13 protein-coding genes are annotated in these 15,018 nt (G+C 72.5%); 5 read left to right on the plus strand and 8 right to left on the minus strand.

Annotation, left to right across the window (positions count from 1 at the left end):
* Nucleotides 1–261: 261 nt before the first annotated feature.
* The 3 genes from cobT to OG552_RS06080 form a co-directional block, all read right to left on the minus strand.
* Nucleotides 262–4,035, minus strand: coding sequence for a nicotinate-nucleotide--dimethylbenzimidazole phosphoribosyltransferase (gene cobT, locus OG552_RS06070; RefSeq protein ID WP_329130157.1), 3,774 nt, complete (start codon nucleotides 4,033–4,035; stop codon nucleotides 262–264).
* 325 nt (nucleotides 4,036–4,360) lie between these two features.
* Entirely contained in the window at nucleotides 4,361–5,560 is a 1,200-nt protein-coding gene (gene cbiE / locus OG552_RS06075; protein ID WP_329140578.1) for a precorrin-6y C5,15-methyltransferase (decarboxylating) subunit CbiE, read from the minus strand.
* A gap of 181 nt (nucleotides 5,561–5,741) precedes the next feature.
* Nucleotides 5,742–6,413 carry a GNAT family N-acetyltransferase gene (locus OG552_RS06080; RefSeq protein WP_329130158.1) on the minus strand — a complete coding sequence of 224 codons (672 nt, stop codon included), beginning with the start codon at nucleotides 6,411–6,413 and terminating at the stop codon, nucleotides 5,742–5,744.
* 255 nt (nucleotides 6,414–6,668) lie between these two features.
* On the opposite strand from OG552_RS06080, the gene OG552_RS06085 reads away from it, so the two are divergent.
* From OG552_RS06085 to OG552_RS06095, 3 genes are all read left to right on the plus strand, one after another.
* Nucleotides 6,669–7,481 carry a class I SAM-dependent methyltransferase gene (locus OG552_RS06085; protein ID WP_329130159.1) on the plus strand — a complete coding sequence of 271 codons (813 nt, stop codon included), beginning with the start codon at nucleotides 6,669–6,671 and terminating at the stop codon, nucleotides 7,479–7,481.
* A 104-nt stretch (nucleotides 7,482–7,585) separates the two neighbouring features.
* The gene (locus OG552_RS06090; protein ID WP_329130160.1) at nucleotides 7,586–7,954 is read left to right on the plus strand and encodes a hypothetical protein; all 369 of its coding nucleotides are present in this window, start codon (nucleotides 7,586–7,588) and stop codon (nucleotides 7,952–7,954) included.
* The gene (locus OG552_RS06095; RefSeq protein WP_329130161.1) at nucleotides 7,947–8,483 is read left to right on the plus strand and encodes a hypothetical protein; all 537 of its coding nucleotides are present in this window, start codon (nucleotides 7,947–7,949) and stop codon (nucleotides 8,481–8,483) included. Before OG552_RS06090 ends, OG552_RS06095 begins: the two co-directional genes overlap by 8 nt.
* A gap of 40 nt (nucleotides 8,484–8,523) precedes the next feature.
* On the opposite strand, the gene OG552_RS06100 is transcribed toward OG552_RS06095, so the two are convergent.
* The 3 genes from OG552_RS06100 to OG552_RS06110 all read right to left on the minus strand — a co-directional run bounded on the left by OG552_RS06100 (nucleotide 8,524) and on the right by OG552_RS06110 (nucleotide 11,119).
* Nucleotides 8,524–9,042, minus strand: a complete 519-nt coding sequence (locus tag OG552_RS06100; RefSeq protein WP_329130162.1) for a GNAT family N-acetyltransferase — start codon at nucleotides 9,040–9,042, stop codon at nucleotides 8,524–8,526.
* Between the two features lie 203 nt (nucleotides 9,043–9,245).
* Nucleotides 9,246–9,764 carry an RNA polymerase sigma factor gene (locus tag OG552_RS06105; RefSeq protein WP_329130163.1) on the minus strand — a complete coding sequence of 173 codons (519 nt, stop codon included), beginning with the start codon at nucleotides 9,762–9,764 and terminating at the stop codon, nucleotides 9,246–9,248.
* A 131-nt stretch (nucleotides 9,765–9,895) separates the two neighbouring features.
* A complete protein-coding gene (locus tag OG552_RS06110) occupies nucleotides 9,896–11,119 on the minus strand; it encodes a glycerophosphodiester phosphodiesterase (protein ID WP_329130164.1) in 1,224 nt (407 codons plus the stop codon).
* Between the two features lie 216 nt (nucleotides 11,120–11,335).
* Here OG552_RS06110 and OG552_RS06115 point away from each other — a divergent pair, with 216 nt between their 5' ends.
* Together OG552_RS06115 and OG552_RS06120 are read left to right on the plus strand one after the other, a co-directional pair.
* A complete protein-coding gene (locus OG552_RS06115; RefSeq protein WP_329130165.1) occupies nucleotides 11,336–12,004 on the plus strand; it encodes a lysophospholipid acyltransferase family protein in 669 nt (222 codons plus the stop codon).
* 100 nt (nucleotides 12,005–12,104) lie between these two features.
* Nucleotides 12,105–12,260 (plus strand): hypothetical protein, encoded by a 156-nt coding sequence (locus OG552_RS06120; RefSeq protein WP_443070877.1) that lies wholly within the window; start codon nucleotides 12,105–12,107, stop codon nucleotides 12,258–12,260.
* Between the two features lie 9 nt (nucleotides 12,261–12,269).
* Here the strand turns inward: OG552_RS06120 and argH are convergent, their stop codons facing one another.
* A complete protein-coding gene (gene argH / locus OG552_RS06125) occupies nucleotides 12,270–13,703 on the minus strand; it encodes an argininosuccinate lyase (RefSeq protein ID WP_329130166.1) in 1,434 nt (477 codons plus the stop codon).
* Nucleotides 13,700–14,896: an argininosuccinate synthase gene (locus tag OG552_RS06130; protein WP_329130167.1), complete on the minus strand. Its 1,197-nt coding sequence runs from the start codon at nucleotides 14,894–14,896 to the stop codon at nucleotides 13,700–13,702. Before OG552_RS06130 ends, argH begins: the two co-directional genes overlap by 4 nt.
* Between the last annotated feature and the right edge of the window lie 122 nt (nucleotides 14,897–15,018).

Below are 15,018 nucleotides of genomic sequence, written 5' to 3' on the forward strand. Positions count from 1 at the left end.
CAATGGGGGCACCCAACCCCCAACGGCACGCAAGAGCACGGCACCCACCGCCGAAGCCGCGCCCGAAGCCCGGCGGGACCCCACATCCCGCCGCGACGGCGGGAAGCCACACGGCGCGAACCGGCGGTGCCAAACCCACCCCAACCGGGCCAGGGCCGGCCCGGCACCGCCGAAAAGCGCCATCCCGCGTCCCGCCGCGACGGCGGAAAAGGGGGCACCCCCCCAGCGGCGCCCGGCGCACCCACCTTCGGCGGGGGGCCGTTAGGACTTTTCGGTGACGCCGGCCGCGTCGAAGGTGGCTACCTCGTGCATGACGCGGGCCGCGCTCTGGACGAGAGGGAGGGCGAGGAGCGCGCCGGTGCCTTCGCCGAGGCGGAGGTCGAGATCGACCAGCGGGCGCAGGCCGAGCGTGGTGAGGGCCGCGACATGGCCCGGCTCAGCGCTGCGGTGCCCCGCGATGCACGCCGCCAGCACCTCGGGAGCGATCGCCCGCGCGACCAGCGCCGCCGCACCGGCACTGACACCGTCCAGGATGACCGGCGTCCGCAGCGCCGCCGCACCGAGCAACAGCCCGACCATCGCCGCGTGTTCGAGCCCGCCGACCGCCGCGAGGACCGCGATCGGGTCCGCCGGATCCGGCCGGTGCAGCTCAAGCGCGCGCCGCACCACCTCGATCTTCCGCGCGTGCATCTCGTCGTTGATGCCAGTACCCCGCCCGGTCACCTCCGCCGGGTCCGCCCCGGTGAAGACGGAGATCAGCACCGCCGACGCCGTGGTGTTGGCGATCCCCATCTCCCCGGTGAGCAGCGCCTTGTTCCCCGCCGACACCAGATCCCGCGCCGTCTCGATCCCGACCTCGATCGCTCGCAGCGCCTCTTCCCGGCTCATCGCCGGCCCCTGCGTGAAGTCCGCCGTGCCGGGCCGCACCTTCCGCGGCAGCAGCCCCGGCGTGCTGGGGAGTTCCGAGGCGACACCGACGTCGATGACGCACACCTCCGCCCCCACCTGATTGGCGAACGCGTTGCAGACCGCGCCACCGCCGAGGAAGTTCGCCACCATCTGCCCGGTGACCTCCTGCGGCCACGCCGTGACGCCCTGGGCGTGCACCCCGTGGTCCCCGGCGAAGATCGCCACCGCCGCGGGCTCCGGGATCGGCGGCGGGCACTGCCGGGAGAGCCCGCTGAGCTGCGCGGAGATGATCTCCAGCATGCCCAGCGCCCCCGCCGGCTTCGTCATCCGCTTCTGCCGCTCCCATGCCTCGCCGAGCGCCTTCGCGTCCAGCGGCCGGATGCCGCGCAGTGTCTCGTCGAGCAGGTCGTGCGGCTCCTCGCCGGGCAGCGCCCGGTTGCCGTACTCCTCCTCGTGGACGACCCACGACAGCGGCCGCCGCTTGGACCAGCCGGCCTGCATCAGCTCGGGCTCGTCCGGGAACTCGTCCACGTAGCCGACGCAGAGGTAGGCGACGACCTCCAGGTGTTCGGGCAGGCCGAGTTCGGTGACCATCTGCCGCTCGTCGAAGAAGCTGACCCAGCCGACGCCGAGCCCTTCGGCGCGGGCCGCGAGCCACAGGTTCTCCACCGCGAGGGCCGAGGAGTACGGGGCCATCTGCGGCTGGGTGTGCCGGCCGAGGGTGTGCCGGCCGCCGCGGGTGGGGTCGGCGGTGACCACGATGTTCACCGGGGTGTCGAGGATCGCCTCGATCTTCAGCTCACGGAACTGCCGGGCCCGCGCCTTGGGCAGCGACTTCGCGTACGCGTCGCGCTGGTGCATGGCCAGTTCGTGCATCTTCTCGCGGGTCTTCTCCGACCGGATCACGACGAAGTCCCACGGCTGGGAGTGCCCCACGCTCGGCGCGGTGTGCGCGGCTTCCAGGACCCGGAGCAGCACGTCGTGCGGGATCGGGTCGGAGCGGAAGCCGTTACGGATGTCCCGCCGTTCGCGCATCACCCGGTGCACCGCGTCCCGCACCGCGGGTTCGTACGGCTCGGCAGGTGCGCCCTGCTCCTCTTCAAGGGCCGTGGAGATGTCCACGCCGGACGTGAACGAGGGGTCCGGTTCGCCGGCGGACGCGGCGCGGCGCCTGCGGCCCTTGCCGGCCTCGGCTGCGAGGCGGGTTTCGGCTTCCGCCGGGGTGGGCTGCGGTTCTCCGGGGACCGCGGGCTCTATGGCCTCGGCCGGGGCGCGTACGACGAAGTTGCCGGAGCCGGCCACGTCCTCCACCGCGAGGGCGGGGGGCGGTACGGCGGCCTCCGCGGGGACGGGCGGCGCGGTCTCGTCCGGCGCCGCGACGGCGGGTTCCGGCGCCACCGCCGCGACCAGCGTCTCAGCCGGCACCCCGACGACTGCCGCCGCGGTCACCGCGACCCCGGCGGCAGGAGTGCCGGACTCCTCGGCCGGAGCCGGGGCGGCCGGTGCGGCGGCGGCCACGGCGGCCGGTGCGGCGTCAACCGGCGGTTGCGTACGCTCCGGGGCAGCCGCCGGCTCGGCGGTCACCGGTGCGGTTTCCACCGGCTCGGGGCCGGGCTGAGCCTGGACCGGCTCGGCCGGCTCCCGTACGGGCACGGCCGCGGGCGCGGCGGCCGCTTCGGCGACCGGCGCCGGCGATCCCGCGCCCGGGGACGGCTCCTGCCCGGCCGGGGCCGCGAACTGCGGCCCTTCCGTGGCCTGCTCGCCCTGCGGCGCGGCCGGGAAGTGCTGCGGCGCGATGATGCTGTCGGCGTGCGGGATCAGCGACTGCTGGGAGACCTCGGGCGCGGCGGCGCCGGCGGCGGGCCAGGCGCTGCTGGGGACCGGCACCGCCGGGTTGCCCGGCTCGCCGGTCTGCTGCGCCGGGATGCCGGCCGTGTCGTCGGAGGGCACGTCGAGGTATTCGGGTCCCGAAGTGGCCGGTCCCGAGGCGCGGACCGCGGGCCCCCGGTCGGCGAGCGAACGTACCGAGACGCCGCCGCTCGACGGGTCCGGGATCGGCGGGCCCATGTGCAGCGGGCGGCGCGGAGCGGGTGCGACGGGGGGCTGGACGGCCGGCTCCCCCAGCGGCTGCGCGGCACCCTGCCCGGCGGCGGCGACCGGCTCGCTGACCTCACCCGGGGGCGGGCCCTGTTCGGCGCCGGCCTGCGCGGAGGCGGCGAACGCCTGCCCGGCAAGGCCGCCCGAGGGTGCGGCACCGGCCGGTCCGTGCACGTCCTGTCCTTCACTCCCCGGCCCGGTGAACGCCTGCCCGGCACCGGCCTCTTCGGGCAGACCGCCCCCGGGCATGCCCGGTGCGGGCACGTGCTGACCGGTGGCGCCCTGACCTGCGTACACCGGCTCGGCACCGGCCTGTTCGGGCAGAACACCCCCGGGCTCGCCCGGCCCGGAAACACCCTGGCCCGCGAACGCCTGCCCGGCACCGTTCTGTTCGGGCAGCCCGCCCCCGAACCCAGCCGGCCCGGTAACACCCTGACCTGCGTATCCCTGTTCGGCCGGCCCGCCCGCCGGCGCACCGCGTCCGGGCAGGCTCTGCCCCGGCGCACCCTGCGCGGGGACGGCCTGGCCCGCGAACGCCTGCCCGGCACCAGCTTCTTCGGGCAGAACACCCCCGGGCATGCCCGGTGCGGGCACGTGCTGACCGGTGGCGCCCTGTTCCGCGTACACCGGCTCGGGGCCGCCCTGGTGCGGGACGGGAAGCGGCCCGACGGAATCGGAAACCGACGGCGCGTCATACCGCTGGGCGGGCACCGGCTGCGGATCGCTCCAGCTGCCCTGCGGCCCGGGCATCAGCAGCACGTCGTCCTCGTCGTCCAGGGGTGCGGCGCCGGGTGCCGCCGGGTGGTCGAGGTAGTCGTACGCGACGGCGCCGTGCTGCTCTGCGGCCTGCGCGGGGAGCCCCTGATGCGCGGGCAGCGGCTGCGGGGCGAGGGGAGCCTGCGCTTCCGCTCCCCATCCGGGCTGCTGCGGTACGCCGTTGCCGGGAACGTCGAGGTGCGGCCGGCGAGCCGCTTCTCCGACTGCGTTCTCCGGCAGCCCCTCGCCGGGGATCTGACCGGTGTCCGTCATGCGTGCCCCTCGCCCATCGGTTTCGCTCCTTCCAGCCGCTGCGCCGCCACAGCCCGACCCCCACGAAGCACAACGAGCGTGTCAGGGATGCGGCACGTCGGCGCCGGGTGCCGGTAGAGCTCGACACCTCGTCAACGCACGACGACGGCACAACGATCCGTCAGCCTACCCCCCGCCGGGAGGCCCTCCGGCCCGGAGTCCGCACCTCGGGACGTATCTCACACGCCCCCCTCCCGTACCACCCCAGTACCGCTACGACCAGCGAAAACACGGTCAAGGGTGCCCCTGTGAAAGGGGTTGCGAAAGTGGGTGGTCCCTGCACGGGTCAGCGTCGGCTGGCGCTCAGCGCGAAGGTCACCGAGCGCTCCCGCTCGGCCCATTCGCTGTCCAGTTCGACGGACTGGAGCAGCACCCGCTCGACCTCGTAACCGCCCTCCGCGAGCGCCCTGGTGACCGATTCCGCGGTGTCCCGGGTGGCGGCCGTGGTGACGATCCGCTCCGGGCGGCGCGCCACGCAGGCGCTGACGACCTCGGCGTCGGCGTGCCCGATCCGGACCACATCGGGCTCCGGGAGGTCTTCGAGGGCCTGCGGCGCGGTGCCGTGCACGATGTGGAGTTCGACACCACCGCGCCGGGCGGCGACCTTGATCCAGTCGCAGGCGTCGGCGTCGCGGTCGACGGCGATGACGGCGGCGCCGAACCTGGCCGCCTCTATGGCGATCGAGCCGTCCGCGGCGCCGATGTCCCACACCAGGTCGCCAGTACGCGGCCCGAGCCTGGCCAGTTGGAAGGCGCGCAGTTGCGCGGGGACGTGGCCGCCGTACTCGGAGGCGAGCGCCCAGCCGCGTACCGGGCCGGGGAAGCCGGGGTCGCGGCCGGCGATCCAGCCGGTGCGGCCGGCCACACCGGGTGCGTTCGAGGTCATGCCGCCGACGACCAGGACCACATTGGGCTCGCGCCAGATGTGGTCGGCGACCTTGTCGGAGGTGAGGACGGTGACCTGTTCCTGCTCGGTGCCCAGCGCCTCGCAGATGACGAAGGTGCGGTGCACCCCGGTGAGCAGCAGGGCGAGTTCGGCCGGGCCGGCGCCGGGGGCGGTGAGCACCGCGACCTTGGGGTAGGCGCGGCACACGTTGACGGCCTGGCGCAGGGTACGGCTGGTGGCGGCGACCACCCGCGCGTCGTCCCATGGCATACCGGCCCGGGCGAACGCCTGGGCGACGGCGGAGACGCCGGGGATGACCTCGACCTCCAGGCCGTGTTCGGGGTCGCGCAGGGCGCGCACCACACCGAAGAAGCCGGGGTCGCCGCCGGCGAGCACCACGGCGGTGCCGCGGTGGCCGGCGATCCGCCGGGCGGCGATCTCGATGCTGCCCAGCACGATCTGCTCGGCGTTCTTGTTGACGTACGGAAGGGCGAGATGCGGTCGGGTACCCGCCACCAGGGTCGCCGCGCTGAGTGCGGCTTTGGCGGCGTCGGACGGCGGTGAGCCGTCCCAACCGATCACGGTGACCCGGTCGGCCATCGTCTGCCCCTCCATGGCGGTGCGGATCGCGGTGGTGCTGGTGGTCTCCCCGGCCGGAAACCGGGAGCGGAAAATCGCGCGGAACGCGGGAAACACGAGGACACGGAACCACGGGACCGTGCGGAACACAGTCCCGGGGTGAGAACCCTAACCCGGAGCTGTGCGCCGCGTTACGGCGCGGTCAGTGCCAGTCGGCGTAGGCGGTGTAGTCGGTGTACTGGGTGTAGTTGCCGTACCGGTCGTCGCCCGCGCCGGAGCCGGAACTCTCGTCGAGGTCCTCCGGCAGCAGACTCCACACCAGCAGGTCGGTGCGGGTCTCGGCCCAGGTGCCGTCCCCGGTCAGGGTACGGACCAGCCCGGCTCCGCGCAGCACTCCCTCGCTGACGCAGCCGACTTTCTGGGCGACCTGCTGGGAGGCGGTGTTGTCGGCGGCGGTCCGCAGTTCGACCCGGGCGAAGGACTGCTCCGCGAAGAGCCAGCGGCAGACCGCGAGCACCGCTTCGCAGGCGTATCCCTCGCCGCGGGCCCAGGAGGCGGTGAGGTAGCCGATCTCGGTGGCCCTGATCCGCCAGTCGGTGCGCTGCAGGGAGACCGTGCCGACCAGCCGCTGGGTGAGGAACTCGGTGACGGCGAGCACCAGGCCGCGGCCCTCGGTACGCTCGGCGGGCGCGGCTCTGCCGACGAAGTCCCTGGCCGCCTCGGCGGTGTACGGGTGGGGCACCCCGGTCCAGGCGGTGATCAGCTCGTCGTCCATCATCTCCACCAGCGCCGGGACGTCGGCTTCCTCGTATGCGCGCAACACCAGCCGCTCCGTGGAGATGGAGATGTCCGGGAAGGCCGGTGCTGAGGTCATTCGCTGCTCCGTAACCAGGGGCATGGGTGGATTGCACGGCTGTGAACTGAACAGCATGCATCATCATGCGCCGCTGCCACCGGGCAGGGTCGTGGCGGCGGGGCGGGCGCACGGTGGGCCGTGTGCCGGATGGTGCGGCGGTGCGCTTGCGGTGGTGCGGCGGCGCGATGGGGCGAACGCCCTTTCAGAGTAGGGTGGATGCCGGTCGGATCGGGTATCCGTGGACGTCATCCGATCCTGCTACCGTCAGCCCGCGTGAGAGTGCACCACGCAGCAGGAGTCGGCTATCAGCGGGCCGCCGGAGTCTACGAGCGCTCCCGGCCCTCCTACCCGATGGCGGCGCTCGCGGCGCTCGCCGACGCGTTGCCCCTCGAAGCCGGCCGGACCGTGGTCGACCTCGGTGCCGGCACCGGCAAGTTCACCCGGCTGCTGGCACTGACCGGCGCCGAGGTGCTGGCGGTGGAGCCGGTCCGGGAGATGCGCGAGCAGATCGCGGAGCTGCTGCCCGCGGTGGTGGTGACAGCGGGTACGGCGGAGGCGACCGGGCTGCCGGACGGCTGCGCGGACGCGGTGGTGGCGGCGCAGTCCTGGCACTGGTTCCAGGAGGGCGAGGCGCTGGCCGAGGTGGAGCGGCTGCTGCGGCCGGGTGGTGCGCTGGCCCTGGTGTGGAACACGTACGACACCTCGGTGCCGTGGGTGCGTGACTTCCAGGACATCTACTTCCGGCTGGCACCGCGGGACCTGCCGAGCCCGCCGCTGACCCACGGCCTCGGCGACCCGGGGAACTGGCGCGACGCGTTCGCGGGCCGCGGCGGCTGGGGGGCCATCGAGGAGCGGCACTGGCCCAACCCCTATACGACGACCGTCGCCGACGTGGTGGAGCGGATGATGTCCTCCAGCCATATCGCGGTGCTCGACCCGGCGGCGCAGGCCCGGGTGCGGTCGGAGGTGGAGACCGTGCTGGGCGCGCACGACGCGACCCGGGGCAGCGGGGCGATCGAGATGCCGTACACGACGGATGTGTACTGGCTGCGGTACGGGCGGGCCCGTGGCCGGGGCCGCGCCTGAGGTTCCCGGGCTGAGGATGGCGGCCGAGGACGCCGGCGTGGGGTCGCTGCCCGGCGGTGGACCCGGGGGACGGGCCCGGCGACCGCTGGTAATAAAGTCGTCGCATGCTTGACGCGGTCATCATCACGGTCTCCGTCACGGCGCTGCTGCTGGCGGCGTGGTGCGGTTTCGCGGCGTACCGTGATTCGCCGACGAAGGACTGGCACTTCGCCGGGATGGCCGTGGTGACCTTGGTCACGCTGGTCCAGCTGGTGGTCTCGGTGGTGCAGCTGGCGCACGGCGACCGGCCGGACCAGGGGCTGGTGGTGTTCCTCGCCTATCAGATCGGCGCGGTCTGCACGATTCCGGCGGCGGCCTTCATGTCCCTTGCCGAGCGGACTCGTTGGGGCTCGGCGATCGTCGCGGCCGGCGGGGTGATCCTGGCGGTGCTGGAGCTGCGGCTGCACGAGGTCTGGGGTAGTGGGCATGGCTGAGGACGACGTACGAGAAACGGTGGAGGCGGGATCCGTGGCCGCAACAGAGCACGCAGCACAGCAGACGACCGGCGGGGACGACGAGAGCGGGCAGCCGCAGGCGGCGAAGCCGAACCGTATCGGCACCGGGCCCGGGCGGCTGCTGCTCTCGCTCTACGCGGTCTTCACCGTGGCCGCGCTCTCCCGGTCGATCGTCCAGATCAGCACGAAGTATCACGAGGCGCCGCTGGCGTATCTGCTCTCCGCGGTGGCCGGGGTGGTCTACGCGGTGATCACGATCGCGCTGTGGCGGGGCGGCGAGTCGGCCCGCAGGGTGGCGCTGGTGTGCTGCTCGGCGGAGCTGCTCGGGGTGCTCACCGTCGGCATCGCGACGATCGTGGACTCCTCGGCCTTCCCGGACGCGACCGTCTGGTCGGACTTCGGGATCGGCTACGTCTTCCTGCCGCTGGCCCTGCCGGTGGCCGGTCTGCTGTGGCTGCGCCGTGCCGCCCGTGAGGCGGGGGTCCAGCCGCGGCAGACCGGCCACTGATCCGTCCCGGGGACGGCACGCGGCCCCGGTCCGGTTCCGGTCAGGCGGTGGCGGCGAGGGACGGGACGGGGTGCTCCGCCGCCGCGGGCTTCTCCATGTAGACCAGGCTCAGCCGCCGGGTGACCGGCTCAGCGGCGCCCACCTGCTCGTAGCCGAGCTTGCGGTACATCCGCAGATTGACCTGGCTGCGGTGGCCGGTGAAGAGCCGGTACCGCTTGGCCTCCGCTTCCTCGGCGAGGCGGCCTTCGAGGGCGGCGAGCAGCCGTCCGCCCAGGCCGTGCCGCTGCAGGCGCGGGTGCACGATGAGTTTTCCGATCCGGGCGGTGCCGTCGTCGTCGACGGCGCCGCGGACCGAACCGACGACCTCCTGGCCGAGTCGCGCCACCAGCACGACGCCCTCGGCGAGTTCGGCCCGCAGTTCGTCCAGGGTCTGGGTGAGCGGTTCGATGGAGTAGTCCCCATAGAGCTCTGCTTCGCCCTGGTAACAGAGGTATTGGAGTTTCAGGATCTTCTCGGCGTCGGTGTGCTCCGCCGTAGAGATGGTCACGCTCATGCCCATGCGCGCAGGCCTCCCCTTCGAATCGTCCGGGCAGTTGAGGGTGAGGTGTGCGCCCGGGACGTGTGCCTGAGTGGAGTTGGTGCGGGTATGCGCCGCCTCCGTGGCGCCGATGATCGCACAAACTACCCGGTCGAGTGGCGGTGGTGTGCTACTCGTCTCAGTCCCGTCCGCGCGTGCCAAGGGTGCCCACTGCCGCTGACTGTTTACCGTGCATTACCCCGTCTCACCGGGGATCCAACCCTCGAATTCAGGATCGACCTGAGACAGCTCAGGCACCGCGAGCGCAGCGGCCCGAGACTGCCTTGTGAGATTCCCAACTCCCGGGAGATCTCGCGGTAGGTGAGGTCGGATCCGGACATCAGGGCCGCGACGACCTGCGGGCAGCGGCCGGGCAGCCGGGTCAGCGCCGCGCGGACGGCCCGGTGACGCTCCGCGGCCAGGACCCGTTCCTCGACGTCCGCGCCGTCCCCGGGGTCCGGGTCCGCCTCGGGGGCGCCGCAGGGCAGTTCGCAGCGGATCCGCCGGGCGGCGGCGCGCGCCTCGTCCCGTACCGCCCCGCGTACCCAGCGGGCGGGCTCGGCGGGCGGCCCGCCGAGCTCCAGCAGCCGCAGCCAGACGGCCTGTTCGAGGTCGGCGGCCTCGATACCGCCGCCGGGCGGTGCCTCGGCGGCGGCCTCGGCGGTGAGCAGTCGCCCGAACCGGGCGTACGCCAGTGGTTCCATGACGTCCTGCATATCCCCCGGTGGCGGCCGGCCGCGCCGGGCGGTGCTCCGGCGCGGCCGGGTTTCACCTCATGGGGTGGCACCTCAGGGGGTGACGGCCGCCGTACACCCGGTGAGCCGGAGGGGACCGGTCAGGCGTGGTTCCAGTAGTCCTCGCGGGCCAGTACGGCGGTGTCGGAGTTGTCGGTGAACAGTCCGTCGATGCCGGTGGCGAACCAGGTCCGGAACGCGTCGACCGGGTTGCCGTAGGCGTTGGGGTCGGTGCCGACCCGGAAGTCGGCCGGCAGGAACTGGTTCTCGTTGCGGGCGGTGAAGGGGTGCAGGATCAGGCCCTCCCGGTGCGCGTCCCTCACCAGCGTGCTGGGCCCCAGCAGGTGGCCGGTGGCGTCGAGCGGGATGACCAGTTCCGCGGTCGGGCCGATCCCCTGGGCGAAGGTCGCGATCCACCGCAGTCCGGCCGGTGTCACCAGATCGGCCACCGTGCGCGGGTCGCCGGCCACCACGAAGTCCCAGGGACGCGAGGTGAGGCCGTTGAGCAGGAAGACCTTCCGCACCTCGGCGCCGAGCTTCCCGAGCCGCTGGAGGCTCTGCGCCTCGAAGGACTGCAGGAACTGGGGTGCGTCCGCGCGGTGCCGTCCGTACGGCCGCAGCAGCTTGACCAGCCGCTCCTCCAGCGGCAGGCCGATGCCGCGGAAGTAGCTGGGGTGCTTGGTCTCGGTGTGCAGCCAGACGGGCCTGCCGCGCTTGCGGCCCTCGCGGTCGGCCCAGGCCAGCACCTCGGCGAAGGTGGGGATGTCCCAGCGGCCGTTGTAGATGGTGTTGCGCTGGCGGACGGCGGGCAGCCGTTCCACCGCCCGCAGCCGCTTCAGCTCCGCGAGGGTGAAGTCCTCGGTGAACCAGCCGGTGGTGGGGACGCCGTCGAGGGTCTTGGTGGTGCGGCGGGCGGCGAACTCGGGGTGGTCGGCGACGTCGGTGGTGCCGCCGATCTCCGGCTCGTGCCGGCACACCAGATGGCCGTCCCTGGTGGGCACGACGTCCTGCTCGACGATGTCCGCGCCGATCTCCAGCGCGTACTCGTAGGAGCCGAAGGTGTGCTCGGGGCGGTAGCCGGCGGTGCCGCGGTGTCCGACGATGGCGGGCACCGGGAGCTTCGGCGCGCCGCTGTACGGGCCGCCGTGGCCGCTGCCGTGGCCGCTGCTCCGGCTGTCGCCGCGGGCGGGGCCGGCGGCGCCACCCTGGTCCTGGGCCTGTGCGGTACCGGCCGCGCCGAGGACCGCGCCGCCGGCGCCGAGGGCGGCCGCGGTGAGAACGGCTCGTCTGCCGAGCCCGGTCGTGTGCTGGTCGTTGTCCGTCATGGGCGCATGGTGGCGGCAGCACCTTTCGTCCCGGGGACCTCAGCCGGAACTCGCCCGTAACGTATGTCAACAGTGGGTAGCGGTCGGGTGTACCCGGCGTGCGCGCGGTGGCGTTACGGACGTATCGTCCTCGTGTACGGACCAGTAGCCTCCGCGTGGCGGCGGCGGGTCCGGCGCCTGTCGACCGTGCCTTCGGAGGGTCCGTTGTTCTCCCGCATGTCCCGCAGTGTGCTCAAGGCGATTCTGCTGGTGCTGATGCGCGTCCTCTACCGCCCGGTGGTCGAGGGGGTGGAGCGGATCCCCGGCGAGGGTCCGGTGATCCTGGCCGGGAACCATGTCACCTTCATCGACTCGATGTTCCTGTCGCTGGTGGTCCGCCGTCAGGTGTACTTCATCGGCAAGGACGAGTACGTCACCGGCAAGGGCGTCAAGGGCCGGCTGATGGCGTGGTTCTTCACCACCTGCGGCATGATCCCGGTGGACCGCGACGGCGGTCACGGCGGGGTGGCGGCCCTGATGACCGGACGCCGGGTCCTCGACGAGGGCCGGATCTTCGGCATCTACCCCGAGGGCACCCGGTCCCCCGACGGCCGGCTCTACCGCGGCCGTACCGGCATCGCCCGGCTGGCCCTGATGACGGGCGCCCCCGTCGTGCCCTTCGCCATGATCGGCACCGACAAGGTGCAGCCCGGCGGCACCGGAATGCCCCGGCTGGCCCCGGTCACCATCCGCTTCGGCACACCGCTGCACTTCGCCCGCTACGAGGGCATGGACCGCGACCGCTACGTCCTGCGGGCCGTCACCGACGAGGTGATGAGCCAGGTGATGCACCTGTCCGGACAGGAGTACGTCGACATCTACGCCACCAAGGCGAAGGCGGCCTGACCGCCGCAGGGTTCGGCGGGAACCGCGCGGGGAAAGCCGGCGTCACCCGAACACCAAGCTGATCGGGCCGCGCTTCACCGACGAACCGCGCGGGATCGCGATGCGGCCGCGGCAGATCGACTTCGTACGGTTCGTCAACGGCGTCCTGGAGCAGATGCGCCACGACGGTTCGCTGCTGAAGCTGGAGCGGAAGTGGCCGGAGGACGGCAGCGACGGTGCTCTCTTCGCGCCGCCCCCCGCGGAGTACCGGGACTGAGGCGGCCGGTTATTTCTCCTTTGCCCGCGCCCACGTGTGCTGGCGGGCCAAGTCCGCCTTGACCTCGCCGAGTTGTACGGCGACGGCGCTCGGCGCGGTGCCGCCGCGCGCGCTGCGGGAGGCCAGTGAGCCCGCCACATTGAGCACCGAGCGGACCTCGGGGGTCAGGTGCGGTGAGATCTTGGCGAACTGCTCGTCGGTCAGCTGATCGAGCTCGATGTGCTCGGCCTCGCAGACCTTGACGCACTCCCCCGCCACCTCGTGCGCGACCCGGAACGGCACCCCCTGCCGTACCAGCCACTCGGCGATGTCGGTGGCCAGCGAGAAGCCGGCCGGTGCCAGTGCCTCCAGCCGCTCCCGGTGCACGGTGAGGGTGGCCATCATCCCGGTGAACGCCGGGAGCAGCACCTCCAGCTGGTCGCAGGAGTCGAAGACCGGCTCCTTGTCCTCCTGCAGGTCACGGTTGTACGCCAGCGGCAGTGCCTTGAGCGTCGCCAGCAGTCCGGTGAGATTCCCGATCAGCCGGCCGGACTTGCCGCGGGCCAGCTCCGCGATGTCCGGGTTCTTCTTCTGCGGCATGATCGAGGAGCCGGTGGAGAAGGCGTCGTGCAGGGTCACGAAGGAGAACTCCTTCGTGTTCCAGATGATGATCTCCTCGGCGATCCGCGACAGGTTGACGCCGATCATCGCGGTGATGAAGGCGAATTCGGCCACGAAGTCACGCGAGGCGGTGCCGTCGATGGAGTTGGCCGCGCTGCCGTGCTCGAAGCCGAGGTCGCGGGCGACCGCCTCCGGGTCGAGGCCGAGCGAGGAGCCGGCCAGCGCGCCGGCGCCGTACGGCGACACCGCGGTGCGCTCGTCCCACTGGCGCAGCCGCTGGGCGTCCCGGGACAGCGCCTGCACATGCGCCAGCATGTGGTGCGCGAAGAGCACCGGCTGGGCGTGCTGCAGATGGGTGCGGCCGGGCATGGCCACGTCCGGGTGGGCCTCGGCGAGGCCGACCAGGGCGTCCTGGAGACCGGCGATCAGTCCGCCGATGATCCGGGCGTGGTCGCGCAGGTACATCCGGAAGAGCGTGGCGACCTGGTCGTTCCGGGACCGCCCGGCCCGCAGCTTGCCGCCGAGGTCGGGGCCGAGGCGCTCCAGCAGACCGCGCTCCAGCGCGGTGTGCACGTCCTCGTCGGCGACGGTGCCCGTGAACTCCCCCGCGGCCACGGCTGCTTCGAGGTCGTCGAGACCGGCGGTCATCCGGTCCAGTTCGTCCGCGGTGAGCAGTCCGGCGTGGTGCAGCACCCGGGCGTGGGCCCGGGAGCCGGCGATGTCGTAGGGCGCGAGCCGGAAGTCGAAGTGCACCGACGCGGAGAGCGCCTCCAGGGCGGCGGACGGTCCGTCGGCGAACCGCCCGCCCCAGAGCTTGACGTCGGGGTTGCCGCCCTGGGTCACTGCGCCTGGTCCCGCTTGGCGGCGATCTTCGAGGACATGCCGAAGATCTCGATGAAGCCCTTGGAGAGCGACTGGTCGAAGGTGTCGCCGGTGTCGTACGTGGCGAGGTTGAAGTCGTAGAGCGACGTGTCGGACTTCCGGCCGGTGACGACCGCCCGGCCGCCGTGCAGCACCATCCGGATCTCGCCGTTGACGTGCTCGTTGGCCTCGTTGATGAAGCCGTCCAGTGCCCGCTTGAGCGGCGAGAACCACATGCCGTCGTAGACCAGTTCGCCCCAGCGCTGCTCGACCTGCCGCTTGTAGCGGGCGAGTTCGCGCTCGACGGTGACGTTCTCCAGTTCCTGGTGGGCGGTGATCAGCGCGATGGCGCCCGGGGCCTCGTAGATCTCCCGGGACTTGATGCCGACCAGCCGGTCCTCGACCATGTCGATCCGGCCGATGCCCTGGGCGCCGGCCCGTACGTTGAGCTGCTGGATGGCTTCGAGCACGCTGACCGGGCTGCCGTCGATGGCGACCGGCACACCCTGCCGGAAGCTGATGACGACCTCGTCGGCCTCCCGGGGGGTGGCCGGGTTCTGGGTGTACTCGTAGACGTCCTCGATCGGCGCGTTCCAGATGTCCTCCAGGAAGCCGGTCTCGACGGCCCGCCCGAAGACGTTCTGGTCGATGGAGTACGGCGACTTCTTGGTGGTGACGATCGGGAGGTTCTTCTCCTCGCAGAAGGCGATGGCCTTGTCGCGGGTCATGGCGTAGTCGCGGACCGGGGCGATGCACTTCAGGCCGGGGGCCAGCGAGGAGATGCCGGCCTCGAACCGCACCTGGTCGTTGCCCTTGCCGGTACAGCCGTGCGCGACGGTGTCGGCGCCGTGCTTCTGCGCGGCGGCCACCAGGTGCTTGACGATCACCGGCCGGGACAGCGCGGACACCAGCGGGTAGCGGTCCATGTACAGCGCGTTCGCCTTGAGCGCCGGCAGGCAGTACTCGTCGGCGAACTCGGTCTTGGCGTCGGCGACTTCGGCCTCGACGGCACCGCAGGCGATGGCCCGCTTGCGGATGACGTCCAGGTCCTCGCCGCCCTGGCCGACGTCCACCGCGACGGCGATGACTTCGGCGCCGGTCTCCTCGGCGATCCAGCCGATGGCGACGGAGGTGTCCAGGCCGCCTGAGTAGGCGAGTACGACGCGCTCGGTCACGGGTCTCTCCTTACGATGCATACGCTAACTGGTATAAGTATGCACTGCACCGCATGCTTCGTCAACGCGGCAGGTCAGCGGCCTGCCAGGGCTGTGGACGGTACCCCCGCGGGGGCCCGCGG

Origin of the sequence: Streptomyces sp. NBC_01476 (assembly GCF_036227265.1) — a bacterium.
GTDB lineage: Bacteria > Actinomycetota > Actinomycetes > Streptomycetales > Streptomycetaceae > Actinacidiphila.